The organism is Enterobacter sp. JBIWA008 (genome assembly GCF_019968765.1).
In the GTDB taxonomy this organism is placed as follows: Bacteria; Pseudomonadota; Gammaproteobacteria; order Enterobacterales; family Enterobacteriaceae; genus Enterobacter.
Genome location: NZ_CP074149.1, coordinates 943,312 through 968,222, shown reverse-complemented (window position 1 = coordinate 968,222; position 24,911 = coordinate 943,312). Strand labels below are relative to the sequence as shown.

28 protein-coding genes, 1 tRNA gene and 1 pseudogene are annotated in these 24,911 nt (G+C 54.3%); 14 read left to right on the top strand and 16 right to left on the bottom strand.

All coding sequences use genetic code 11. The features are described from left to right. Positions 1-31 precede the first annotated feature (31 nt). Entirely contained in the window at positions 32-277 is a 246-nt protein-coding gene (locus KGP24_RS04630) for a hypothetical protein (RefSeq protein ID WP_047716431.1), read from the bottom strand. Positions 278-361: 84 nt separating this feature from the next. Between KGP24_RS04630 and KGP24_RS04625 the strand changes: the two genes are divergently transcribed. Continuing rightward, positions 362-1,132 (top strand): helix-turn-helix transcriptional regulator, encoded by a 771-nt coding sequence (locus KGP24_RS04625; RefSeq protein ID WP_058690035.1) that lies wholly within the window; start codon positions 362-364, stop codon positions 1,130-1,132. Positions 1,133-1,161: 29 nt separating this feature from the next. On the opposite strand, the gene KGP24_RS04620 is transcribed toward KGP24_RS04625, so the two are convergent. After that, positions 1,162-1,359, bottom strand: a complete 198-nt coding sequence (locus KGP24_RS04620; protein WP_063613580.1) for a hypothetical protein — start codon at positions 1,357-1,359, stop codon at positions 1,162-1,164. 218 nt (positions 1,360-1,577) lie between these two features. Between KGP24_RS04620 and KGP24_RS04615 the strand changes: the two genes are divergently transcribed. The 10 genes and pseudogenes from KGP24_RS04615 to KGP24_RS04570 all read left to right on the top strand — a co-directional run. Further along, complete coding sequence (locus tag KGP24_RS04615) at positions 1,578-1,778, top strand: cell division protein FtsZ (protein ID WP_072778541.1); 201 nt, start codon at positions 1,578-1,580, stop codon at positions 1,776-1,778. 84 nt (positions 1,779-1,862) lie between these two features. Next, complete coding sequence (locus tag KGP24_RS04610; RefSeq protein ID WP_223562512.1) at positions 1,863-2,030, top strand: hypothetical protein; 168 nt, start codon at positions 1,863-1,865, stop codon at positions 2,028-2,030. After that, positions 2,014-2,685 (top strand): exodeoxyribonuclease X, encoded by a 672-nt coding sequence (gene exoX / locus KGP24_RS04605; RefSeq protein ID WP_223562511.1) that lies wholly within the window; start codon positions 2,014-2,016, stop codon positions 2,683-2,685. The genes KGP24_RS04610 and exoX overlap by 17 nt, the downstream gene beginning before the upstream one ends. After that, the gene (locus KGP24_RS04600; RefSeq protein ID WP_000537165.1) at positions 2,685-3,353 is read left to right on the top strand and encodes an AAA family ATPase; all 669 of its coding nucleotides are present in this window, start codon (positions 2,685-2,687) and stop codon (positions 3,351-3,353) included. Before exoX ends, KGP24_RS04600 begins: the two co-directional genes overlap by 1 nt. Positions 3,354-3,369: 16 nt before the next feature. Next, positions 3,370-4,101: a hypothetical protein gene (locus KGP24_RS04595; RefSeq protein ID WP_127663788.1), complete on the top strand. Its 732-nt coding sequence runs from the start codon at positions 3,370-3,372 to the stop codon at positions 4,099-4,101. After that, a complete protein-coding gene (locus KGP24_RS04590) occupies positions 4,098-4,256 on the top strand; it encodes a DUF1317 family protein (RefSeq protein ID WP_038155432.1) in 159 nt (52 codons plus the stop codon). The genes KGP24_RS04595 and KGP24_RS04590 overlap by 4 nt, the downstream gene beginning before the upstream one ends. Further along, a complete protein-coding gene (locus tag KGP24_RS04585; protein WP_223562510.1) occupies positions 4,253-6,823 on the top strand; it encodes a Dam family site-specific DNA-(adenine-N6)-methyltransferase in 2,571 nt (856 codons plus the stop codon). Before KGP24_RS04590 ends, KGP24_RS04585 begins: the two co-directional genes overlap by 4 nt. A 2-nt stretch (positions 6,824-6,825) precedes the next feature. Continuing rightward, complete coding sequence (locus tag KGP24_RS04580; protein WP_029139424.1) at positions 6,826-7,065, top strand: DUF4060 family protein; 240 nt, start codon at positions 6,826-6,828, stop codon at positions 7,063-7,065. A gap of 41 nt (positions 7,066-7,106) precedes the next feature. Then, a complete protein-coding gene (locus tag KGP24_RS04575; RefSeq protein WP_072011928.1) occupies positions 7,107-7,454 on the top strand; it encodes a helix-turn-helix domain-containing protein in 348 nt (115 codons plus the stop codon). Next, positions 7,337-8,428, top strand: a pseudogene (locus KGP24_RS04570) (site-specific integrase); the annotation flags it as partial. The gene KGP24_RS04575 and the pseudogene KGP24_RS04570, both read left to right, overlap by 118 nt. Positions 8,429-8,508: 80 nt before the next feature. Here the strand turns inward: KGP24_RS04570 and KGP24_RS04565 are convergent. From KGP24_RS04565 to proB, 3 genes are all read right to left on the bottom strand, one after another. Then, a tRNA-Thr gene (locus KGP24_RS04565) sits at positions 8,509-8,584 on the bottom strand. A gap of 111 nt (positions 8,585-8,695) precedes the next feature. Then, on the bottom strand, positions 8,696-9,949 hold the full coding sequence (gene proA, locus KGP24_RS04560; RefSeq protein ID WP_223562509.1) for a glutamate-5-semialdehyde dehydrogenase: 1,254 nt from the start codon (positions 9,947-9,949) through the stop codon (positions 8,696-8,698). A gap of 10 nt (positions 9,950-9,959) precedes the next feature. Further along, positions 9,960-11,063 (bottom strand): glutamate 5-kinase, encoded by a 1,104-nt coding sequence (proB, locus tag KGP24_RS04555; protein WP_023310508.1) that lies wholly within the window; start codon positions 11,061-11,063, stop codon positions 9,960-9,962. 304 nt (positions 11,064-11,367) lie between these two features. Between proB and phoE the strand changes: the two genes are divergently transcribed. Beyond that, the gene (phoE, locus tag KGP24_RS04550; protein WP_045330369.1) at positions 11,368-12,420 is read left to right on the top strand and encodes a phosphoporin PhoE; all 1,053 of its coding nucleotides are present in this window, start codon (positions 11,368-11,370) and stop codon (positions 12,418-12,420) included. Positions 12,421-12,554: 134 nt separating this feature from the next. Here the strand turns inward: phoE and crl are convergent, their stop codons facing one another. The 3 genes from crl to gpt all read right to left on the bottom strand — a co-directional run bounded on the left by crl (position 12,555) and on the right by gpt (position 14,821). Beyond that, complete coding sequence (gene crl / locus KGP24_RS04545; protein ID WP_198886322.1) at positions 12,555-12,956, bottom strand: sigma factor-binding protein Crl; 402 nt, start codon at positions 12,954-12,956, stop codon at positions 12,555-12,557. Between the two features lie 57 nt (positions 12,957-13,013). After that, positions 13,014-14,258, bottom strand: coding sequence for an esterase FrsA (gene frsA, locus KGP24_RS04540; RefSeq protein WP_223562508.1), 1,245 nt, complete (start codon positions 14,256-14,258; stop codon positions 13,014-13,016). Between the two features lie 104 nt (positions 14,259-14,362). Next, on the bottom strand, positions 14,363-14,821 hold the full coding sequence (gene gpt, locus KGP24_RS04535) for a xanthine phosphoribosyltransferase (protein ID WP_010427903.1): 459 nt from the start codon (positions 14,819-14,821) through the stop codon (positions 14,363-14,365). A gap of 260 nt (positions 14,822-15,081) precedes the next feature. Here gpt and pepD point away from each other — a divergent pair, with 260 nt between their 5' ends. Beyond that, entirely contained in the window at positions 15,082-16,539 is a 1,458-nt protein-coding gene (gene pepD / locus KGP24_RS04530; protein WP_223562507.1) for a cytosol nonspecific dipeptidase, read from the top strand. Between the two features lie 62 nt (positions 16,540-16,601). On the opposite strand, the gene dinB is transcribed toward pepD, so the two are convergent. Beyond that, on the bottom strand, positions 16,602-17,660 hold the full coding sequence (gene dinB, locus KGP24_RS04525) for a DNA polymerase IV (RefSeq protein WP_223562506.1): 1,059 nt from the start codon (positions 17,658-17,660) through the stop codon (positions 16,602-16,604). A 159-nt stretch (positions 17,661-17,819) separates the two neighbouring features. On the opposite strand from dinB, the gene KGP24_RS04520 reads away from it, so the two are divergent. After that, a complete protein-coding gene (locus tag KGP24_RS04520) occupies positions 17,820-18,683 on the top strand; it encodes a glycerophosphodiester phosphodiesterase family protein (protein ID WP_223562505.1) in 864 nt (287 codons plus the stop codon). 33 nt (positions 18,684-18,716) lie between these two features. Here KGP24_RS04520 and nqrM read toward each other — a convergent pair whose 3' ends face one another. Genes nqrM through KGP24_RS04485 form a run of 7 tightly spaced genes read right to left on the bottom strand, consistent with a single transcriptional unit; the run spans position 18,717 to position 24,769 of the window. Continuing rightward, positions 18,717-18,929 (bottom strand): (Na+)-NQR maturation NqrM, encoded by a 213-nt coding sequence (gene nqrM, locus KGP24_RS04515; protein ID WP_223562504.1) that lies wholly within the window; start codon positions 18,927-18,929, stop codon positions 18,717-18,719. A 2-nt stretch (positions 18,930-18,931) separates the two neighbouring features. After that, entirely contained in the window at positions 18,932-20,155 is a 1,224-nt protein-coding gene (nqrF, locus tag KGP24_RS04510; protein ID WP_223562503.1) for an NADH:ubiquinone reductase (Na(+)-transporting) subunit F, read from the bottom strand. Between the two features lie 10 nt (positions 20,156-20,165). Further along, positions 20,166-20,762 carry an NADH:ubiquinone reductase (Na(+)-transporting) subunit E gene (nqrE, locus tag KGP24_RS04505; RefSeq protein WP_023334613.1) on the bottom strand — a complete coding sequence of 199 codons (597 nt, stop codon included), beginning with the start codon at positions 20,760-20,762 and terminating at the stop codon, positions 20,166-20,168. A 6-nt stretch (positions 20,763-20,768) separates the two neighbouring features. Next, on the bottom strand, positions 20,769-21,407 hold the full coding sequence (locus tag KGP24_RS04500; protein WP_223562502.1) for an NADH:ubiquinone reductase (Na(+)-transporting) subunit D: 639 nt from the start codon (positions 21,405-21,407) through the stop codon (positions 20,769-20,771). Beyond that, the gene (locus tag KGP24_RS04495; protein ID WP_223562501.1) at positions 21,400-22,194 is read right to left on the bottom strand and encodes a Na(+)-translocating NADH-quinone reductase subunit C; all 795 of its coding nucleotides are present in this window, start codon (positions 22,192-22,194) and stop codon (positions 21,400-21,402) included. The genes KGP24_RS04500 and KGP24_RS04495 overlap by 8 nt, the downstream gene beginning before the upstream one ends. Next, entirely contained in the window at positions 22,187-23,422 is a 1,236-nt protein-coding gene (locus tag KGP24_RS04490; RefSeq protein WP_223562500.1) for an NADH:ubiquinone reductase (Na(+)-transporting) subunit B, read from the bottom strand. Before KGP24_RS04490 ends, KGP24_RS04495 begins: the two co-directional genes overlap by 8 nt. Before the next feature lie 3 nt (positions 23,423-23,425). After that, the gene (locus KGP24_RS04485) at positions 23,426-24,769 is read right to left on the bottom strand and encodes a Na(+)-translocating NADH-quinone reductase subunit A (RefSeq protein ID WP_223562499.1); all 1,344 of its coding nucleotides are present in this window, start codon (positions 24,767-24,769) and stop codon (positions 23,426-23,428) included. Between the last annotated feature and the right edge of the window lie 142 nt (positions 24,770-24,911).

The following is a 24,911-nucleotide window of genomic DNA, read 5'->3' as shown; positions in this document are numbered from 1 at the left end:
ATAATCCCCTTGTAAAAACATATGCCGCTGATTAAGCGGCGGCATCGGGTGCTTTTTCCCGGTCTGGGTTTGCTGCTTGACGCAACCATTCAGAGGTGAACTTTCCACCAGATGCGTCAGCAAGGATCTGTGAATAATTGGTTTTCTCTGTGTATTCAGTGCGCGGTAAGGCTGCGTTCTTAACCCACTTATGAATAGCCACATTCGACAGTCCGCATAGGCGAGCTGCTGCTGTTTGGCCGCCTACAGCTTCAATAGCGAATTGCATTGGATTCATAGCGTTTTCCATTAACCAAATTAACTACGGGTTAAGATTAATTCTTAACTGACAGTTATGTCAACTCTATTCGATAATTAACGCATGGTTAAAAAAGAAGATTTAAAAGAAGAGTTCTCCAAACGACTACACACTGCGTGTCTTGATGCTGGTGTGGGTGGGCGTGGGCTCGCAGGCAGGATTCGTAGCGCATTAAAAGCTCAAGGCATTGATGTTTCTGAGCCTGGGATCTGGAAATGGCTTAACGGCGCAGCAATCCCAGACATGACAAACATCATGGCTTTAAGTAAATGGCTTGGGGTTTCTCCAGAGTGGCTTGAGTATGGGCGAGGCGAAAAACTCGCTGAAAAACGATTGTCTGATGATGCTCTCCCCCCCGTAAGTGAGTGGGGTACAGTCGAATCTTGGGATAGAAATACCCCTCTACCAGAAGATGAGGTTGAAGTGCCGTTCTTGAAGGATATCGAATTTGCCTGCGGGGATGGGCGCGTCACGGATGAAGATTACAACGGTTTCAAGCTACGTTTTTCCAAAGCAACTTTACGGCGCGTAGGTGCCAGCACTGACGGTTCTGGTGTCCTGTGTTTCCCGGCTTCCGGTGATAGCATGGAACCAGTAATTCCTGATGGTGCAACCGTTGCAGTTGACACCGGAAATAAACGAATCGTTGACGGTGAGTTGTACGCCATCAACCAGGGCGATTTAAAGCGAATCAAACAGCTTTACCGCAAGCCTGGCGGAAAGGTGTTAATCCGCAGCATCAATCGTGAATACGACGATGAAGAGGCAAACGAAAGCGACGTCGAAATCATCGGGTTTGTGTTCTGGTATTCTGTTTTGCGTTACCGTAGATAGACATAATCCGGCCACTGAGCCGGATTTTTTTATATCCCTTTTCTAACGATCTCAGCAGCATCTCGATTAACCCCCTTCCCGATCACGTTCCCGGTTTCACGCCTTACCCGTTCAAGTTCGTCGACCAAATTATCTCTGTTAATAGGGACACCAAAGGCAACAAGATTAACCACAGCCAAACCGATGGCGCTAGAGATCATGCCTGCGCGCTCTTCATTGAATTCCATAAACACCTCCATAGCTGTTTTTTTAATCATACCACGCAGTTTTTAAAAACTAAATTAACCCACATTTCAGTTAGTTATTAACTATCTTCAAAATAATTAACCATCGGTTATTGACCAAAAATAACCATCGGTTAATAATCATCTCATCCAAACAACGCATTCAAACGCGAATGCCCGGGTAAAAGTTCTGGCAGCCGGGAAGACGGCAAGGGGATGAGATGGCTAATTACGGCACAACAACATTACCAAGAACCAGCGTTGTACCAGGGATGCTGGTCAGGTATCAGGGGCGCACATACCGCGCATCTGCAAACGTGGGTAAAGGGTTGTATCTGTTCACCCTGTTTGAGCGTCTGCGCACCACTAACGATGAGATAGAGGTTTATCTCAACCAGCACGGTAAACCTGCAATCCATTAGCAGGGACACCAGCAAAACCAACTTTGTTAAACGGTCGGCTTTCACAGCGACGGGATTCTTACAACCTTTTTCAGAGGAATGGATATGCAGGCTACGACCAAACAGCAGCAGGCGATGAACCTTATCGCGCTTCTGTGCCTGATGTACCACTTATCGCCAGCTGACCTTGAGGCCATCGCCCACCAGCTCGCGCACTTCGATGCAGTTTGTGATTACAGAACACAGGGGATTAACAATGTTGCGTGTCATTGATACCGAAACGACTGGCCTGGAAGGCGGCCCGGAAACTGTGGTGGAAATCGCCAGCGTCGATATTGTCGATGGCGTGATCTGCAACCCAATGAGCGACCTCGTTAAGCCAGGCGTGGCGATCGGTTTTGAGGCGATGGCTATTCACCATATCACCGAAGACATGGTGGAAGGCGCGCCGCTGCTCAGTGAAGTAATTGGCCGCTATCTGGGGGCTGATGCCTACGTCGCCCACAACGCGAAGTTCGACAAATCCAAGCTGCCGCAGATTGATTCGCCTTGGATCTGCACCGCCAAGCTGGCGCGCTCACTCCTGCCAGAGCACAAGAGCCACAGCAACCAGTACCTGCGCTACAGCCTCGGGCTGAAACCGGAAGTACCGGAAGGTCTGTACGCTCACCGCGCGCTGTATGACTGCTATGTCACCGCCGAATTGCTGCTTTATATGGGCCGCCTGGCGAAATGGACGATGGGCGAAATGCGCGCCATCTCCAATAACCCTTCCCTGCTGCATGCGCTCCGTTTCGGTAAGCATAAAGGCGTCTCGTTCGCAGAGCTGGCAAAAACAGAACCGGGTTACCTGCGCTGGCTCGTTGCCAACAGCGACGACGAAGACGTGCTGTTTACGGCTGAACACTGGCTGAACGGGGGTAAATGATGGGTACTCCAGTGCTGATCCTCGGTGATTCTGGCGCGGGCAAGTCCTACAGCCTGCGCAACTTCAATCCGGACGATGTGATGCTGCTCCAGTGCATCCCCAAAATGCTGCCGTTCAAGTCTGCGGGCTGGAAACTTCACGGCAAGCTGCTGCCAGACGGAAGCAAACAGCGCGGTAACGTTCTGCGCTCAGATAACTGGGAAACTGTGCTGGACACCATCTATCGCATGGTGCAGTCGAAAACTCGCCGCGTCCTGATCATCGACGATTTTCAGGTGGTCATGCAGCACGAAAACATGAACCGCGCGTATCAGACCGGCTATGCCAAGTTCACCGAAATGGCAGATCACATCTGGCGAATCATCATGGCGGCCACCGAGCTGCCGGACGACTTCCGCGTTTATTTCCTGGCTCACACCGAAGAGACCGAGGGAAAGATCCGCATGAAGACCACAGGGAAGATGCTGAACGAAAAGCTGACGCCAGAGGGCTATTTCTCCATCGTGCTGCGCGCCATCAAGAAGGACGGTAAACACGTTTTTCTCATCAAAGGCGATGACAACGACACCGCCAAAGCGCCGCCTGACCTGTTCCCTGATCAGACGGAAATGGACAACGACCTCCACGCCGTAGACGTGGCTATCACCGAATTTATGACCGAATTGTAACTTTGAGGATTTAACGATGAACCAACCAATGACTTTTATGTGGAACAACGAAACGGCTGAGATGGCGAAGAAAGCTGGCGCAACAGGCGGGATCAGCGAAACCGGCGCTTACGAGGGCGAAATCGTTTCTGCGGTGTACACCTTCGGGAAAGATGGCAGCCAGTCCCAGGCGCTTGAACTGAGCCTGGATTCGAACGGGCTTAAGGCGAATTTCCTGCGCATTAACTTCCTCGGCAAAGACGGCCAGCAGACTTTCGGCATGGGGCTGGTATCAGCGCTGATGTGGGTCGCCCAGGTCAAACAGGCGCAACCGCAGCAGGTACAGGGTCAAAACGGTATCGAATGGCACTGCCCTGCGCTGGTTGGCAAAAAGGTGGGCCTGTTTCTCCAGAAGGTGCTGTACACCAAAAACGACGGCGGCGACGGCTACAAGTTCGAAGTGCGCCACGTTTTCCAGCCGGGAACGCGCAAGACCTACGCCGAACACGCTGAGAATGCCCCAGCAGAAGCGATCGCCGCGCTTGAACTGTCGATGAAGGATAAGGACGAACGTATCCACGGCGGCGCGCAGTTCTCTGGCCCGCGCAATGCCCAACATGGCGGTAACCCTTATGCAAATCAGACTGGCGGCGCACCACAGTCTCGCTTGCAGCAGAATAGCGGTCAGCCACCGGTCGACTTTGACGACGATATCCCATTTGCGCCGATTGGTCTCCCGTTCCCTTCTCACTCTATCTATGCGCTATGACACATGCACAGGACGAAATCAGGGTTGGCGCGGTGCGCCTTCCCTGGCTCAAAGAGAAAAACGGATGGTTGCTGCCGTGGGGTGAAGTCGTTACCAACCCACTGAAGGCGCAACGACTGGCTGAAGAACTTAACGAAAAGCAGGTGGCAGCATGAGATACGGATCGGTTTGCAGCGGTATTGAAGCCGCAAGCGTTGCCTGGGAATCATTGGGCTGGCTTCCAGCATGGTTTGCCGAAATCGAAGCTTTCCCGTCTGCGGTTCTTGCCCATCACTGGCCTGATGTAGCCAATCTGGGCGACATGACAAAAATCGCCGCTGCGGTGCGAACTGGTGACGTTGCGGCGCCAGATGTGCTAGTCGGCGGCACGCCGTGCCAGGCTTTCAGTATTGCTGGTCTTCGCAATGGTCTGGACGACGAGCGCGGGCAGTTAACCCTTTCTTACGTGGAATTAGCGAATGCAATCGACGACAAACGCCGCGAGCGCGGAGAAGATGAAGCGATCATCGTCTGGGAAAACGTCCCGGGCGTCCTCAGCAGCAAAGACAACGCATTCGGCTGCTTTCTGGCAGGGCTTGCCGGAGAAAGCAGCGAGTTGCAGCCAGCAGGGGGAAAATGGACGCACGCAGGTTGTGTGTCTGGACCACAAAGGATTATCGCCTGGCGCGTCCTTGATGCTCAATTTTTCGGAGTGGCCCAACGCCGCCGCCGTGTGTTCGTTGTCGCAAGTTCTCGAAAAGACTTCGATCCCGCAGCGGTACTTTTTGAGCTCAACAGCGTGCGCCGGGATACTCCGCCGCGCCGAGAAACGCAACCGGAAGTTGCCAGCTATGCTGGAAACTGCGCTGAAGGCGGTAGTCACTGGGACAACCCAGCAAATCCACACCCGACTCTGAACCAGTCCAACAATATTGGTGGCATTGGCGCCAGCAATCAGGAAATTTTCAGCCAGCGCGGATCTGGCCTTGTATCAGATGCTTATTCCAATATCTCCCGCACATTGTTGGCTAAAGAAAACGATAGCACAGCAGAAGATTTGGACACCTACGTTTTGGCATATGGTGGAGGTAATACTGGCGGAAATATCGACGTAGCGACTGCATGCACCGCTCACGGCGTGCGAATGGACTTTGATACAGAAACTTTTGCCGTCCATGGCACCCAAGATCCTGACACTAATCACGAACTGGCTCACACGTTGGGGCGTAATCATGGTCAGGAAAATGCCGTGTGCTATGGATTTAAACCCGGTCAGGGCAGTAAAGTCGGTGGCATTGGATGGGCTGAAGAGCTATCCCCTACGCTAACCTCGGCACAATCAGGAACCAATCTTACACCAGCCATTGCTTTCGCGGAGAACAGTCGCGGTGAGATTCGTTTACAGGGTGGCGACGGGCAAATAACTGGCCCCCTATCCACTGGTGGTGGAAAGCCAGGACAAGGTTTTCCGGCTATAGCTTTCAGCTACAAAGACCATGGCGCAGATGCGACCGTTGATATGTCACCAACGCTGAGAGCTGGTAATCACGATACCAGCCATGCAAACAGCGGTCAGCCGCCCGCTATTTGCATCCAGCACGCGTCTATTGGTCGCCACGATGCTGCTGGGCCTCAAGGTAAAGGCTATCAGGAAGATGTGGCCTTTACGCAGGATTCACGCTCATCTGCTGATGTTGTTCAATTCGGCATGCAGGTTCGCCGTCTTACACCGGTTGAATGCGAACGACTCCAGGGTTTTCCCGATAACCACACTCTAATTTCGTGGCGAGGAAAAGCTGCGGCTGATTGCCCGGACGGCCCGCGCTACAAAGCGATAGGCAACTCTATGGCTGTGCCGGTTATGCGCTGGATCGGTGAACGTATCGCCGCAGCGCTTCCCGTCGAAGCGCCTGCACCGCGCAACTGGCAGCGCCCGTTCCTTAAATGGGCTGGCGGCAAATATTCGCTGCTGCCGGAACTGGATCGCCTGATCCCCGCAGGGAAACGCCTTATTGAGCCTTTTGTGGGTGGCGGATCGGTGTTCCTTAACTCAGATAAACACGAACGCTTCCTTCTGGCTGACGTCAACGCCGACCTGATTAACCTGTATCAGATGCTGGCGGTGGTCCCCGACTCGGTGATCTATGAGGCAATGAAGGCATTCAGGCATCTGAATGATGCCGAAAGCTACACGGTAATTCGTGAAGCATTCAACGCGCAGCGGCTGGATGCGGTTGAGCGCGCAGCAGCATTCCTTTACCTCAACCGGCACTGCTTCAACGGCCTGATCCGTTACAACCTGGACGGTTTTTTTAACGTCGGCTTTGGGAAATATAAAGCGCCATATTTACCGGAAGAAGAGATCAAGGCATTTAAGCGGAAGGCTCACGCATGCGTATTCATGAATGCCGGCTTCAGGCGCACGCTCGCGCTGGCAGGTGATGGTGACGTCATTTACTGCGATCCGCCTTATGAGCCGCTGCCCGGCACCGCTGGTTTCACTAACTACGCGGCTGGTGGGTTCTCATGGGATAGCCAGGTAGAGCTTGCGGAAAGCTGTGTGGCAGCCCACCAGCGGGGGGCAAAAGTGGTGATCAGCAATTCTACCGCTCCGCGCGTAATTGAACTTTACGAACAGCACGGCTTCACGCTCCACCGCGTCAGTGCTCGCCGGGCTATATCCAGCAAAGGCAGCACCCGCGAAACAGCGAGTGATGTCGTAGCCACTTTGGGAGTGCATTGATGATGAAGCTGATTAATCGCAGTAAGCAATCACCTATTGGTCGCCGCGCTTGCGATGTTGCGCTGGCGGCGCACCACGCAAAATATGGCGATTACGGCAGGCAGAAGCACCAGACAAATTACACCGTTGAGGTGGATGGCATGAAGGTCACCGTCGAAGTCGTCAACCGCGCCACCAGCTATGTCGCCACAGCAATGATCGGCGTTCGTAAACTTCGAAACCTGCCAGCACAGGCACACTGATTAACAATGACGGCCCCGACTGGGGCCACTGGAGAACATCGATGGACGAAGAAGTATTTACCAGAGATGAGGCCGCCGCCTTCCTTAAAGTGGATAAAGGCACGATTGCCCAGTGGATAAAGTCCGGTCGCCTGGCTGCTACCCGAAAAAATCCACATAAGAAAAAAAGCCCATATCTGATCTGCAAAACAGACTGTATTGCGGCAGTGAAGAACCCGATCCACAATCAACCCGTGAATGCGGTTGATGTGCAGGAGGATAAAGCATGTCAATCAAACAACGTGCCGGTACGTGGCACTGCGACTTCGTTACGCCTGGTGGAAGTCGAATTAGACGGTCTCTTGGGACAACGGACAAAAGGCAAGCGCAGGAGCTCTATGATCAGCTGAAAGCTGAAGCATGGCGAGTTGATAAGATGGGTGAGTTTAAGCCGAGAACGTTCGATGAAGCGTGCGTTCGCTGGCTTAACGAAAAGCAGCACAAGAAAAGCCTGGACGATGACAAAAGCCGGATCGGATTCTGGAGGATGCACTTCAAAGGAATGGACCTGTCAGCAATCACGGAAGACAGGATCTTGTCGGCGGTGAGTTCGATGGTTAATCGCAAACATCGAATGAACTGGGAGGCTAAGCGGGACAGCCTGCTGCGAAGAGGTAAGCCGGTTCCTGAATTTAAGGATAAACCAGCGTCGCTGGCGACGAAGGCAACGCACCTTGCTTTCATCCGGGCGCTGTTACGATGCGCGGCCAACGAATGGCGATGGATAGCCAAAGCGCCGAACATCAAATGCCCGGTGCCGAAAAATAAGCGTATTCGCTGGCTAACCAAAGAGGAAGCGGCGAGCCTGATCCGGGAGCTGCCCGAGCATATGAAACCAGTTGTTATTTTTGCACTGGCGACGGGGCTGCGCAGGTCGAACATCACAGATCTGGAGTGGTCGCAAATTGATATGCAGAGGAAGGTCGCATGGATTCATCCCGAGGACGCGAAAGCAGGAAGGGCGATTGGGGTCGCCCTGAACGAATCGGCCTGTAAGGTGCTGCGGGAGCAGCTGGGGAAACATAACCGGTGGGTCTTTGTTCACACTGAATCATCCGTTCGCCCGGATGGAACGAGAACAAAGGCGGTGCGCAAAATGCGGTCTGATGCTAACACGGCATGGCGCGCAGCGTTAAGGCGGGCGGGAATAGAAAATTTCCGCTTCCATGACCTGCGGCACACATGGGCAAGCTGGCTTGTACAGTCCGGCGTACCACTCAGTGCGCTACAGGAAATGGGCGGGTGGGAAAGTATCGAGATGGTACAGCGTTATGCCCATCTGGCACCGAATCACCTGACGCAGCATGCCATGCAAATCGACTCATTCCTGGCGGGGAATGGCACAAATATGGCACAAGGCGCTTTTGCTGAACTGGTGAATATCGCGTGAACCCGCGTGGTTAGTGGTGCCGATAATAGGAGTCGAACCTACGACCTTCGCATTACGAATGCGCTGCTCTACCAACTGAGCTATATCGGCCCTGAGAGGCTGGTTACGAGCGTAACCACGGGGCAAAAGGTTAGATCTATCCGGGTGATGCGTCAATGCCCTTTTGAATCAAACGGCTATTTTTGCATCACCCGTGATTATTTACGCACGAATCGTATCGTCACCGAAGCCGATCCACTTATAGGTGGTCAGCGCTTCCAGCCCCATCGGACCGCGCGCGTGCAGTTTTTGCGTGCTGACCGCCACCTCGGCGCCGAGGCCAAACTGGCCGCCATCGGTGAAGCGGGTGGAGGCATTCACATAGACCGCAGAGGAATCCACTTCATTCACGAAGCGATCGGCATTGCGCAGGGTGCGCGTCAGAATCGCGTCTGAATGCTGGGTGCCATGCTCACGGATGTGCGCAATCGCGTCGTCGAGATCGGTAACGATTTTCACGTTCAGATCCAGCGACAGGAACTCGTCGTCGTACTGTTCCGCTTTTACAGGAACCACGTTTGCCGGGCCATCCTGAAGCAGTGCGAGCGCGTTGGCGTCAGCATGCAACGTCACGCCGCTCTCTGCCATCTGTTTGCTCAGGGCTGGCAGGAAAGTGTTCGCAATATCCTGATGCACCAGCAGCGTTTCTACGGTGTTACAGGTGCTTGGACGCTGGGTTTTCGCGTTAACGATAATCTTCAGCGCCGGTTCAATCTCCGCGCTGTCGTCGACCACGATATGGCACACGCCGATACCGCCGGTGATAACCGGAATCGTCGACTGCTCGCGGCACAGCTTGTGCAGGCCCGCGCCACCGCGTGGGATCAGCATGTCGATGTATTTATCCATGCGCAGCATTTCGTTGACCAGCGCGCGGTCTGGGCTCTCAATCGCCTGTACTGCACCCGCCGGTAAGCCACACTCTTCCAGCGCCTGCTGAATGACTTTCACCGTGGCGGCGTTGGTGCGCCAGGTCTCTTTTCCACCGCGCAGAATAGCGGCGTTCCCTGTTTTCAGGCACAGGGAGGCGACATCCACCGTCACGTTTGGACGGGCTTCATAAATCACGCCGATAACGCCGAGCGGCACGCGGCGGCGCTCCAGGCGTAAGCCGCTATCGAGCAGCCCGCCGTCGATCACCTGCCCTACCGGGTCGGCCAGATTGCAGACCTGACGCACATCGTCGGCGATGCCTTTCAGGCGTGCCGGCGTCAGCGCCAGGCGGTCGAGCATCGCTTCGCTCAAGCCGTTACGACGCGCTTCCAGTAAATCCTGCTCGTTGGCGAGCAAAATCTCCTGAGATTGTGATTCCAGATAATCAGCGATTTTTTCCAGCACGCGGTTTTTCTCGCGGCTGGAAAGGAGCGCCAGTTTGTAAGAGGCAGCCTTCGCGGCAGCGCCCATTTGTTCCAGCATGTTCTGCTCCTTAACGAATAATCATGTCATCGCGATGTACGGCAACCGGGCCATATTCATAGCCCAGAATGGCGTCGATCTGCTGCGAGTGGTGACCCGCGATGCGGCGCAGGGCATCGCTGTTATAACGGCTTACGCCGTGAGCGATGTCGCGACCTTCGAGGTTACGGATACGGATCACTTCACCACGGGAGAAGTTGCCTGTCACGCTTTTAATTCCTTTAGGAAGTAATGAACTTCCTCGTTCCAGAATCGCGGCGGTTGCCCCTTCATCAACGACGAGTTCGCCAGCAGGAGGCGCACCAAATATCCAGCGCTTGCGGTTTTCCAGCGGGGATTCCTGGGCATGGAAGCGGGTGCCGACGGAGATACCTTCCATCACGTCGCCAATCACGCCTGGGCGGCTGCCCGCTGCAATGATGGTGTCGATACCGGCGCGGCACGCCACGTCAGCGGCCTGCAGCTTGGTTCCCATACCGCCCGTTCCGAGGCCTGACACGCTGTCGCCGGCGATGGCGCGCAACGCATCGTCGATACCCTGCACGTCAGTAATCAGCTCGGCTTCCGGGTTGGAGCGTGGATCGGCGGTAAACAGCCCCTGCTGATCGGTCAGAAGCAGTAATTTATCAGCACCGGCCAGAATCGCGGCCAGCGCCGAGAGGTTGTCGTTATCACCCACTTTGATTTCAGCGGTAGCAACAGCATCGTTCTCGTTAATGACCGGAACAATATTGTTGTCCAGCAGCGCGCGCAGGGTATCGCGGGCGTTCAGGAAGCGCTCTCTGTCTTCCATATCCGCACGAGTGAGCAGCATCTGCCCGACGTGGATGCCATAGATGGAGAACAACTGTTCCCAGAGTTGAATGAGTCGGCTTTGCCCCACGGCGGCCAGCAGCTGTTTAGAGGCGATCGTCGCGGGAAGTTCGGGGTAACCCAGGTGTTCACGCCCGGCGGCAATCGCCCCGGAGGTCACAATCACAATACGATGCCCTGCGGCATGTAGCTGAGCGCACTGACGTACAAGCTCAACAATGTGGGCGCGATTTAGGCGGCGCGATCCGCCTGTTAAAACACTGGTACCGAGTTTTACCACCAGCGTCTGGCTGTCACTCATGATTCTCTGCCGTTCAACGATAAGGGAAAGTAATGTCGAACGAACGTTTTAACAGGAGTCAGCCCTGTTGCCAACTGCCTTAGCACATCGCGAAACACTTTGTTGCGCGGGATCAGGAAGCGTAGCGGGAGAATTTGACGCTTTTATTACCGAAATAATAAATCACAGTTTTTTAAAATTATTCTTAATTTGTCATAAAAGTTTCACTCCAGAACGATAAAACCCTTCCTGTTTTTTCACGGGACTTAAGCATGAGCTTATCGTCCAGCGAATTTTTTAGCGCGTTTATAAGACAGGATCGAAAATGAAAAAGAGCACTCTGGCATTAATGGTTATGGGCGTAGTGGCTTCTGCATCCGTTCACGCAGCTGAAGTTTATAATAAAGATGGTAATAAACTGGACGTGTACGGCAAAGTGAAAGCCATGCACTACATCAGTGATGATGCCACCAAAGATGGGGATCAGACTTACGTTCGTTTCGGTTTTAAAGGCGAAACCCAGATTAACGATCAGCTGACAGGCTATGGCCGTTGGGAATCTGAATTTGCGGGTAACAAAGCCGAGAGCGATTCCTCTCAGAAAACGCGTCTGGCGTTTGCGGGCCTTAAGCTGAAAAACTTTGGTTCTCTGGATTACGGTCGTAACCTGGGTGCCCTGTATGACGTCGAAGCATGGACCGATATGTTCCCGGAATTCGGCGGCGACTCTTCCGCGCAGACCGATAACTTCATGACCAAGCGTGCTACCGGTCTTGCTACCTACCGTAACACCGATTTCTTCGGCGCGGTTGACGGTCTGGACATGACGCTGCAGTACCAGGGCAAAAACGAAAACCGTGACGCCAAGAAACAGAACGGTGACGGTTTTGGTACCTCTCTGACCTATGACTTCGGCGGCAGCGATTTCGCAGTTAGCGGTGCCTACACCAGCTCTGACCGCACCAACGCTCAGAACCTGCTGGCGCGTGGCCAGGGGCAGAAAGCAGAAGCCTGGGCGACCGGTCTGAAATATGATGCGAACGATATTTATCTGGCTGCAATGTATTCTGAAACCCGCAATATGACGCCAATTTCCGGCGGGTTTGCAAATAAAGCGCAGAACTTTGAAGTTGTCGCACAATATCAGTTCGACTTTGGTCTGCGCCCGTCCCTGGGTTATGTCCAGTCTAAAGGCAAAGATATCGAAGGTATTGGTGACGAAGATCTGGTGAAATACATTGACGTTGGCGCGACCTATTACTTCAACAAAAATATGTCAGCGTTTGTTGATTATAAAATCAACCAGATTGACGACAAAAATAAACTGGGCGTGAGCAGCGATGACATCGTTGCCCTGGGTATGACCTACCAGTTCTAAGATTATCCCGATAAAAAAATCCCGGCAGATAAGCCGGGATTTTTTTTCCGGTGGCGCAGCTCTTACCGGGCCAACGGGATAGTGCATTTTGTAGGCCGGGTAAGGCGAAGCCGCCACCCGGCGCTGTGAAACCATCAGGCAGTCAGCTTCACCGCTTCGCTGGAAAAGTCATCCGCGGGCTCGAACTTGAGATCCAGGCTCGCCAGCAGGGCGCGTGCCTTATCATGGAACTCTTTAAGTGTATATTCCAGGCGGTCAATCACTTCCTGATCTTTAATGGTGGTCGCCTGCCAGTTGCCGTCTTTATTAAACAGGCCAAACTGGTAGCTATACGTAAAACGTTTTTCCTCTGCTTCCATTTCCATCCACCAGCCCCAGAATTCACGTTTTTCTGGTGCAGGCTTCACGTTGACGCATACAGCCAGGCAGTCGAAAAAAAAGCGATTCTCTTCACACTGCTCTTCTCGAATATACGGGCCGAGAGCCATAAACTTCTTAATCAGTCTACTTTTCGGGTGTCCACTCGGTAACGTCATTGCGATCTCCTTTTGTGAAGCCACTGTTTTACCAAACCAGCAAAATTTAGCAATCTATTAACACAATCTCTGAGCGATCCAGCGCGTAATCTCTTTCAGCGCTTTGTCGAAATTCTGATAGACCGGGCTGAACGGCACTTCAAGCAATTTGCCATCCGCAGATGACGAAGTGATTAAGCGAGACTCTTCTTCCGGGCTGAACGGATCGTTTTTCCAGAACCCCGACAGCATCGGCGTTGGGCAGCGACGTCCCAGCAACCCTTGCGTTTTTAACGAGTAGCGATTGAGCTCAACGCGCAGCGCTTCGTCTGATGCATCATGCATGCCAAGACGGCTGGCCAGCACATCAAGGTACATTTCAGGTACGTTCCCCTGGCGAGCAGGATCGCTGAGCAGAGCGTGTACGACCGGGCCCAGGCAGGCGACGGCTTTAAGGCGAGAGGATTCAAGGTAAGCCAGACGCACCGCGACATTCGCGCCGAAACGGAAGCCGAATGCCGCCACGCGGGTGTGGTCAACCCACGGAATGCCTTCCAGCGCTTTTAGCGCATGCTGGTGCAGCAGGCTGGAATCCTGCGTCAGTTTCCATTTGGATGAGAAACCAATTGAGGGCATATCAAGCGTCAGCATCGCGATCCCTTTTGGTGCGAAGTAACGCTCATACAGGCTGTAATAATCAATTTGCAGTGAATCCAGCCCGCCGCACATGAGGACGGTCGGGAACGGACCTTCACCTTCAGGCATATGCAGGAACCCGGTTACGGACGATCCCCCTGAAATGGTGAACTCAAGTTCACGCATCCGGCCCGGCAGACGTTGAGCCGCCTCCTGATAGGCGCGATTCGCCAGCGCCTGAGCCTGCTCAGCCAGTTCATCCCCTTTTAAATGGGGGTACGCGGCAATACCGTAAAGGTTAGCGGCGTGCAGCCAGTGCTTGCCGCTGCGCGTGGCATCCTCTTCCTGGCTGGCTTTTTGCTGCCAGAGCATCGCCTGTTTAGACCACTCGTAGATCCAGTTTCCGCCACGGTAGCCCACCACCGTATCGTAGAGTTCGCTGTCGGTACGTTCGGCCTCACTCATCACGATACGTGCCTGCACATCAAGGATTTCACGGGGGTCGATACCGCGCCAGACCCACATCAGGCGGTTAATCATACGATACCAGTGGGGCACGTTTTTACCGTCTAACGCGGACTGGACGGCAGGCTGGGTACCCGGATTAAAGCGACGCACCAGCGTCGACGTTTCAGGATGTTTGAAACGGGGTTTGAAGAGAGTCTCGGTGAGATTCGCCTGCGTCATTGCGTTGCCTCCATGAATACGTCATATGAAGACTATTGTAACGCGTGGCAGGCCAAAAAGAACAACGCCCGACATAGCCGGGCGTGTAAAGTTACGTACTGGTATTAACGGCCTGAAATAGGCGGTACGAAGACCACGCCCATATCCCATGGCTGTTCAATCCAGGTATCCTGCGGGATATCAATCACGTAATCGTCAACCAGTGGGCGCCCAGCAGGCTTCGCGAAGATTGTGACGAAATGTGCTTTCGGATACATTTCGCGGATAGCGACCGCAGTACCGCCGGTATCCACCAAATCATCAATAACGATGAAGCCTTCACCGTCGCCTTCCGCACGTTTCAGCACGGTCAGCTCACGCTGGTTATCATGGTCATAGCTGGAGATGCAAACGGTATCGACATGACGAATACCCAGCTCACGTGCCAGCAGCGCCCCCGGTACCAGACCGCCACGGCTGACGGCAATAATGCCTTTCCACTGTTCGGAAGGCATCAGACGCGCAGCCAGTTTGCGTGCGTGAATCTGCAACATGTCCCAGGTGACGACGTATTTTTCGCTCATGTGAAGTGTCCCAGCCTGTTTTTATACGGCTTAAAAAGTGTTCGAGGGGGAAATAGGTTGCGCGAGATTATAGAGATCTGACGCACTAAAAACCAGTGTTTAGCGCCCTCTGCCTGAGTTTTTACATGCTTTATGCTACCAGCCAGCAGAGAAAGTGGTATTCTCAGTTTCATCTCGCAAGCCTGACTTGTGGTAACTATTAACCTGCTAACCCTGTGACCTGCAACCCTGCTTGCAGCGCCACGACAAGGAGACTTATCGTGTCTGAACTGTCTCAATTATCCCCGCAGCCGCTGTGGGATATTTTTGCAAAAATCTGCTCCATTCCACACCCTTCCTACCATGAAGAACAGCTTGCCGAACATATTATGGGCTGGGCGAAGGAAAAAGGTCTGCATGCTGAACGCGACCAGGTTGGCAACATTCTGATTCGTAAACCCGCTACCGCAGGCATGGAAAACCGCAAACCGGTTGTGCTGCAGGCGCACCTGGACATGGTGCCACAGAAAAATAACGACACCGTTCACGACTTCACCAAAGACCCGATTCAACCTTACGTCGACGGCGACTGGGTGAAAGCACGCGGCACCACGCTGGGCGCGGATAACGGCATCGGTATGGCCTCTGCGCTGGCGGTGCTGGCCGACGACAGCGTTGAGCACGGCCCGCTGGAAGTGCTGCTGACCATGACCGAAGAAGCGGGCATGGACGGCGCATTCGGTCTGCAGGCGAACTGGCTGCAGGCGGACATCCTGATCAACACCGACTCTGAAGAAGAAGGCGAGATCTACATGGGCTGCGCGGGCGGGATTGATTTCATCTCTACCCTGCCGCTGTCACGCGAAGCGATCCCTGCAGGCTTCCAGACCTTCAAGCTGACGCTGAAAGGGCTGAAAGGCGGCCACTCCGGCGGCGATATTCACCTGGGTCTGGGTAATGCCAACAAGCTGCTGGCGCGCTTCCTGGCAGGCCATGCAGCTGAGCTGGACCTGCGTCTGGTGGACTTCAACGGCGGTACCCTGCGTAACGCGATCCCACGCGAAGCGTTCGCCACCGTAGCGGTTCCTGCTGCAAAAGCGGACGAGCTGAAAAATCTCTCCACCGTATACCTGGATATCCTGAAAAACGAACTGTCGGCGAAAGAGAAAAACCTGACCGTGGTGCTGGAATCTGTTTCTACAGATAAAGCCGCGCTGACCGTGCAATCTCGTGACACCTTCGTTCAGCTGCTGAACGCGACGCCAAACGGCGTGATCCGCAACTCTGACGTGGCGAAAGGCGTGGTGGAAACCTCACTGAACGTGGGCGTGGTGACCATGAGTGACGACAGCGCGGAAATCGTCTGCCTGATCCGCTCGCTTATAGATAGCGGTAAAGAGTACGTGGTGAGCATGCTGGAATCTCTCGGTACGCTGGCGGGCGCGAAAACGTCTGCAAAAGGCAGCTACCCGGGCTGGCAGCCGGATGCGAGTTCTCCGGTGATGGCGCTGGTGCGTGAAACTTATCAGCGTCTGTTCAACAGCACCCCGAACATCCAGGTGATCCACGCGGGTCTGGAATGTGGTCTGTTCAAGAAACCGTATCCGGATATGGATATGGTGTCCATCGGGCCAACCATTACCGGTCCGCACTCGCCGGATGAGCAGGTTCATATCGAAAGCGTCGGTCACTACTGGACGCTGCTGACTGAACTGCTGAAAGCGATCCCAGTTAAGTAGCACCCTCCCCGCTCCCAAAGAGAGAGGGTGAAAAACGCAGGCCCGGTAAATACCGGGCTTTTTTACAGTCCCAAAACCAGCTGACGCTCTAACTGCGGATCCAGCAGCGTAACGTGCAATCCCACCAGCCTCACCCCTCGCCCGCCCCGACGCTCTTCCCATGCCTTTTTCGCCGTCGCGATAAGATCGTCTTTATTCAGACGCGGCCAGACGTGTTCCTGCGTGGTCTGCTGGAAGTCGTTGAATTTTAATTTAATACCCTGACGGGCGATGAGCATGTCCGGCTTCACCTTAATTAAGCGTCGTTCCAGCTCCGGGTAAAGTTGTTCCGTGATAATGGTTTCGCATTCCGACCAGTTATGAATATCTTCACTGAGGGTTCGCTCAACGCCGACGGATTTACGCAGCCGTTCGCTGTTTACATCGCGATCGTCTATCCCCTGGCTGCGCTCCCACAGCACGCGGCCAAACTTCCCAAAGCGCTTGAGCAGCATGGCAAGATCGCTTCGCTGCACGTCTTCGCAGGTGCGTAACCCCATGCTTTCCAGCTTTGCGGCGGAGACTTTTCCTACTCCGGGGATTTTGCCAAGCGGCAGCGTTTTTAGGAATGCAGGTACCTCTTCCGGCGTGATGACATACTGACCGTTGGGCTTATTTAAATCGGAGGCGATTTTAGCGAGAAATTTTACCGGCGCGACGCCTGCCGATGCGGTGAGATCCAGCTCGTTGAAGATCGTCTGGCGAATCTCCTGCGCCATCAGGGTGGCGGAGCCATGACAGTGCAGGCTGTCGGTGACGTCCAGATAGGCTTCGTCCAGCGATAGCGGCTCAATCAGTGAGGTATAGCGGGAGAAGATTTCCCGTATATGGTTTGACGCTTCTTTGTAGGCTTCAAAGCGACCGGGCAAAAGGGTGAGGTGGGGACAGAGTTTTAGCGCCATCGCCGTCGGCATAGCGCTGCGCACGCCAAATTTGCGCGCAGGGTAGTTGGCGGTGCTGATGACACCACGCTGAACGCGGCTGCCGCCAATGGCGATGGGAATATCCCGCAGCGCCGGGTTGTCACGCATCTCCACTGCGGCAAAAAAGCAGTCCATATCGACATGGATTATTTTGCGCATCTTTCGAACCAACACATGTATTTATATACAGTATAACAAAAGGCAAAAAATGCGTCAGCTGTTTTCGTGTCGCATGTTTGTCGTAAAAATGTGTTATGAAAATTCCGAATAAAATATTGATATACATACACTTTAAAAATAAATGGAGGGTATTAATTCATGAAGAAAATCTTTTCTGTACCATTAATTTTTCTGGCGAGCGCGGCATTTGCTAACCCGGAGATCATTGCGCATCGGGGCGGCACTGCGGATGCGCCTGAAAATAGCCTTCCGGCCATTAAACTGGCGCTTGAAAACAAGGCACAGGCCATTTGGGTCACCGTGCAATTAAGCCGGGACGGGGTTCCAGTACTCTATCGCCCAAGCGACCTGAAAGCGTTAACCAATCAGCAAGGCAAGGTGTCACAGTATTCACTCGCGGAACTGGCGAAGATAGATACCAGCGTGAAGTGGAAGGACAAGGAACTGCCGGAAAACCTGCTAAATACGACGATACCAACGCTTAAATCGGTACTGACTACCTGGCCCGATACGCAGTTTTATATTGATATCAAATCCCCTGATGCAAACCCGGACATGATGGGTAAGCAACTGCTTAACGTGTTGAAGGAAACCAATAGCCTGAATCGGGTTCGCGTCTATTCAACAGAAGACCGTTATCTGGAAGCTTTGCCTACCGAAATCCCTCGTTTTGTGACCCGCAGCGAAACGCGCACCCGTCTGGCCAATATTTCGTTAAGCCACGAATGCCTTCCGCCCTCACAAAAAATGAATGATTACTGGTATGGACTTGAGTTAAACAGAAAGGTCGAGGTAGTTGAGAAATTTACCTTAGGCGAAGGGATCTCTCCTGCAACCTTAACATGGGACAAAGAAGCCGTTGATTGCTTTCGCTCCCAGGGCAATGCCCACCTGATTTTTATCGGCGTGAACTCTAACGAAGATTATCAGAAAGCCAAAGCATTAGGCGCCAAAGGGGTTCTCGTGGATTCGCCAGCGCAAGCGAAAAGCTGGGCAAAATAAACAGGAAAGGCCGCAATATGCGGCCTTTTTTTGCTAGATGATTCTTTTTTGCTGACGCTGCTGTTCCCGCACCATTCGTTTTTTTCGCGCATCGCACGGTTCCGGGCAGTCGCAAACCTTTTCCATTCCGATAGAAGAGATACCGCCGCAGCTGCCCTGAATGCTTTTACGCTTGATAATCCAGCCTAATGACATGCCGAAAACCACCAGCACAAACACCGCGAAGGTCGCCAGAAAGGTCAGCATGATCAGCCTCCGAAATCATCAAGGAGGATATTCTCATCTTCTATGCCCAGATCTTTCAGCATCTTGATCACGGCGGCGTTCATCATCGGCGGACCACACATATAGAACTCGCAGTCCTCAGGCGCCGGATGCTGTTTGAGGTAGTTTTCATACAGCACGTTGTGGATGAACCCCGTATAGCCCGTCCAGCTATCTTCCGGCTGCGGATCGGAAAGCGCAACGTGGAAGGTAAAGTTCGGGTTTTCACGCGCCAGCTGCTCAAACTCATCATCATAGAACATCTCGCGAAGCGAGCGCGCCCCGTACCAGAAGCTGATCTTACGCTGGCTCCCCAACCGCTTGAGCTGGTCAAAAATGTGCGAGCGCAACGGGGCCATACCGGCCCCACCGCCGATAAAGACCATTTCCGCGTCGGTATCTTTCGCGAAGAACTCCCCGAACGGTCCGGAGATCGTCACCTTATCGCCAGGCTTCAGGGACCAGATGTATGACGACATCACGCCCGGCGGTGCATCCTGCACATTCGGTGGCGGCGTGGCGATACGCACGTTGAGCATGATGATGCCCTTCTCTTCCGGGTAGTTGGCCATCGAGTAGGCGCGCAGCGTCGGCTCTTTCACCTCCGAGACAAAGCGGAAGAGATTGAATTTGTCCCAGTCGGCACGATACTCATCCGGCACGTCGAAGTCCGCGTAGGCCACGGTATGCTCAGGACACTCAATCTGAATGTACCCCCCGGCGCGGAACGGAACATCTTCCCCTTCCGGCACCCTCAGCTTCAGCTCTTTAATAAAGGTGGCTTTGTTATCATTAGAGATAACCTCGCACTCCCATTTTTTTACGCCGAAGATCTCTTCCGGCAGCTCAATCTTCATGTTCTGGCGCACCGCGACCTGGCAGGCCAGACGACAGCCCTCTTTTGCCTCACGCTTTGTAATATGCGCCAGCTCGGTTGGCAGAATATCGCCACCGCCCTCTTTTACCGTCACGCGGCACTGCCCGCAAGAGCCGCCGCCGCCGCAGGCGGAGGAGACAAAAATGCCGTTACCGGAGAGCGTGTTGAGCAGCTTGTCCCCCGCCGGAGTGCGGATCTGATTCTGCGGATCGTCATTGATATCAATGACCACATCCCCTGAATTGACCAGCTTTGCACGCGCCGTCAGGATCAGCCCTGACAGCACCAGTACTATCAGCGTGAACATCACCACGCCAAGAATAATTTCCATCTGTTAGCCCTTATAGCTGCACACCGGAGAAGGACATAAAGCCCAGCGCCATCAGCCCGGTGGTGATAAAGGTGATCCCTAAGCCACGCAGACCCGCAGGCACGTTGGCATATTTCATTTTCTCGCGGATCCCCGCCATGGTGACAATCGCCAGCATCCAGCCGATGCCGGAACCAAAACCGTACACCACGGATTCACTGAAGTTGTAATCACGCTGAACCATAAACGAGACGCCGCCAAAGATGGCGCAGTTCACCGCGATCAGCGGCAGGAAGATCCCCAGCGCGTTGTACAGCGACGGGAAATATTTATCGAGGATCATCTCGAGGATTTGCACCAGCGCCGCGATCACCCCGATAAAGGTGATGAAGTTCAGGAAGCTGAGATCAACCCCTTCCACCAGCGCGCCGTCCCGCAGCACAAAGTTGTAAACCAGATTGTTAATCGGAACCGAAAGCCCCAAAACAACGGTGACCGCCACGCCCAGGCCAAATGCCGTGGAGACCTTTTTAGACACGGCAAGGAACGTACACATGCCGAGGAAAAACGCGAGCGCCATGTTTTCAACAAACACCGCTCGCACAAACAAACTCAGGTAATGAGCCATCGTCGGTTACTCCTTTTCCTGCTGCTCTGGCTTCAGCGTACGAATCAGCCAGATCAACAAACCGATAATGAAAAATGCGCTAGGGGCCAGCAGGAACAGGCCGTTTGGCAGATACCAGCCGCCGTTCTGCACCGTATCCAGCACCGTGATGCCAAACAGCTTGCCGCTGCCAATCAGCTCACGCAGGAACCCAACGGTCAGCAGGATCACGCCGTAGCCGAGGCCGTTGCCGATACCGTCCATAAAGCTCGCCATAGGCGGCATTTTCATGGCGTAGGCTTCCGCACGTCCCATGACGATACAGTTGGTGATAATCAGCCCGACAAACACCGAGAGCTGTTTGGAGGTTTCATAGGCGAAGGCGCGAAGCAGCTGATCGACCACGATAACCAGCGAGGCGATGATCGCCATCTGGACGATGATCCTCACGCTGTTGGGAATGTGGTGGCGGATCATCGAGATAAACATGCTGGAGAACGCCGTGACCAGCGTGACGGCCAGCGTCATCACCACCGCCGTTTCCAGCTTGGTCGTCACCGCCAGAGCCGAACAGACGCCCAGCACCTGGAGCGTGATCGGGTTATTGGCAAGCAGGGGGCCAATGAGCACCTTTTTGACTTCTTTCAGTTCACCGGTATCAGCCATTGTTCAGCGCTCCTTCACGTACGTTTTTCAGGAAAGGACCAAAGCCCAGCTCACCCATCCAGAAATCAAAACTGTGCTGCACGCCTTTTGAGGTGAGCGTGGCGCCGGAAAGCCCGTCAACGGCGTAGTCGTCACCGGGACGTGCCGCCCCTTTCATCACCTTCAGCGCAGGAAGACCGTTATCGTCGAGCACTTTCTTGCCGACAAACTGTGCCCGCCAGTTTGGGTTTTCAACTTCGCCACCCAGCCCCGGGGTTTCACCCTGGTCGTAATACGTAATGCCTTTGACCGTGCGGCCATCGGTATCCAGTGCCACAAAGGCGTACATCATTGACCACAGACCGTTGCCGTAGATCGGCAGTACCACTTCCTGAATGCGTTTTTGAGGATCGCGAACCAGATAGATTTCGGCCAGGTTGCTACGACGCTTAATCCCGGCGGGATCTTGCGATGCCTCCAGCGTCAGGCTCATCAGCGGATCTTTCAGCGCCAGCGCCTGGTTGAATGTTGCCGGGTCTTTATCCAGCAGTTCACCCGTTTTTAAATCCACAAGACGCGCCGAAATACGTTCAGCAAAGACGGCCGAAACGTCGTCTGCGCTCATTCCTTCCTGCATCAGCCCGGCGACGGCCAGGATGTTGCGCTGTTTATCCAGCGCACGTTGCTCCTGCTGTAGGGGTTTTAACCCCACGGCAGAACCGGCCACGACAATAGAACAGACCAGACAGAGCACCAGCACCACCAGCAGCGTTTTGCTGATGCTGTCGTTATTTTTAACTTCAGCCACGCGCCTTCCTCCGTTTGATATTGGCCCGCACGACCAGGTAATCGAAGAGCGGCGCAAACAGGTTGGCAAACAGAATGGCCAACATCATCCCTTCCGGGTACGCCGGGTTGACCACGCGGATCAGGACACACATCGCGCCAATGAGCACGCCATAGCTCCATTTACCTTTGTCCGTAAACGAGGCAGAGACGGGGTCCGTCGCCATGAACATCATGCCGAACGCGAAGCCACCCAGCACCAGATGCCAGTACCACGGCATGGAGAACATCGGATTGGTGGTCGAACCGATAACGTTGAACAGGGTGGCGGTCAGCACCATACCGAGCATCACGCCCGCAACGATCCGCCAGGAGGCCACGCGGCCGAAAAGAATGATCGCCCCGCCAAGCAAAATCATCAGCGTAGAGACTTCTCCGATGGAGCCCGGAATGGTGCCAATAAAGGCATCAAACCAGGTGACAGGCTGACCTGTAGCGTTGTTAACCAGCGTTTCGCCGCCGTGTGCAGCCCACTGTGAAAGCGGCGTCGCGCCGGAAAATCCGTCTGCCGCCGTCCACACCAGATCGCCCGAGATTTGCGCCGGATAAGCAAAGAACAGAAACGCGCGTCCCGCCAGCGCCGGGTTGAGGAAGTTACGCCCGGTGCCGCCGAAGATCTCTTTGGCAATCACCACGCCGAAGCTGATGCCCAGCGCCGCCTGCCAGAGCGGCAGCGTCGGGGGAACAATCAGGGCAAACAAAATAGAGGTCACGAAGAAGCCTTCGTTGATCTCGTGTTTACGAATGATGGCAAACAGCACTTCCCAGAAGCCGCCCACGATAAATACCGTGATGTAAATCGGCAGGAAGAAAACCGCGCCCAGCGTCATCATGCTCAGCCAGCCCGCGTTTGCAGCGAAGCTCACCCCTAACGACTGGGCCAGACGGTAGTGCCAGTCTGACTGGATTACCTGCGCCAGCTGCTGTGCATCGTACATGTGGTGCAGCGCCGGAATGGTCTGCAGGCCAACGTTGTACATTCCCCAGAACATCGCCGGGAAGACCGCAAACCACACAAGGATCATCATCCGCTTAAGGTCGATGGCATCGCGAACGTGCGCCGCCCCCTTGGTCACCAGCCCCGGCGTGTAGAAAATAGTCGTCGTTGCTTCATACAACGGGTAGTACTTTTTGAGCTTCCCTTCGGTAAAGTGCGGCTCAATTTTTTCAAAGAGGTGTTTTAAGCCCATCGGTTATCCCTCCTGCTCAATGCGGGTTAACACCTCGCGCAATACCGGCCCATATTCGTATTTGCCCGGACAGACATAGGTACAGAGCGCCAAATCTTCTTCGTCAAGCTCCAGACAGCCCAGCGCCTGCGCGCCGTCGGTATCCCCAGCAAGGAGATCGCGTAACAGCACGGTGGGAAGAATATCCAGCGGCATGACGCGTTCGTAGTTGCCAATCGGGACCATGGCTCGCTCGCCGCCGTGCGTGCTGGTTGAGAAGCTAAACAGCTTATTACGCAGGAAGTGGCCCAGCGTGGTCCGGGTGACGGAGTATTTTTCCGCACCGGGCAGAACCCAGCCAAACAGCTCTTTCTCACGTCCTTCCTGCACAATGCTGACCTGTAAATGGAAACGTCCCAGGTACGCGTGCGCATTGACAGCATGGCGGCCGCTGAGGACCGAACCGGAAATCAGGCGGTTTTCACCCGCTTTCGTTTCCCCCTCGAGCAGCTCATTGATGTCTGCGCCCAGCAGCGTCTTCACCAGACGCGGTTTTTCAGCCTGCGGTCCGCCGATGGCGATGACGCGTTCCGCGTACAGATCACCGGTGGTGAAGAGCTTCCCGATGGCGATGACGTCCTGATAATTCAGATGCCAGACCTGTTTCGTCAGGCTTACCGGCTCAAGGAAGTGAATATGGGTGCCGACCAGCCCCGCAGGATGGGGGCCCGAAAATTCATTAAACGTGACCTGCCCCTGCGGATGTCCGCCGAGCTTGCCGCCGCCGGCCTGGCAAACGTGGACTTTTCCTGACGTGAGGCGGGTTAAAACGGTCAGCCCAGCATCAAAGGCTTTGCGCTGCGCCAGGATAACCGGCTGCGGGTCCACGCTGAGCGGGTTGGTGTCGATTGCCGTAACGAAAATGGCGGCCGGTTCCGTGCCCGGTACGGGGGATTTGCTGAAGGGACGCGTACGAAGCGCGGTCCATAATCCGGAGGCCAGGAGTAGATCCTGAACGGCGTCACGGTTCAGCGATGCGAGTTCTGCTTTGTCGTAATGGGCAAATTCACGCTTTTCATCGCCTTCAATGCGGATAACCACCGACTGCAAAACGCGCCGTTCGCCACGGTTGATGGCCACAACGGTGCCGCTCGCGGGTGCCGTGAACATCACGCCGGGATTTTTTTTATCCTCGAAGAGCGCCTGTCCTTTGATAACGCGATCGCCCTCCTGTACCAGCATTGAAGGACGCATACCCAGGTAGTCTTCGCCCAAAATGGCGACATGACGGACGCTTGCGCCTGTCGAAACGTGCTGCGCTGGCACGCCTGCAATCGGCAGATTAAGTCCTTTTTTAATTTTAAACATGTGGTTAGCAGGTTTCCATGAACAACAATCCAGTGGGCGCGAAGTGTAGCATTTTCCTCTTCTCGCAGGCAGGTAATCCACCGTCGCGCGCGCCAAATTGCGAGCTAATGCGCAAAGTTCCTGGAGCCATCACGATTTTGAT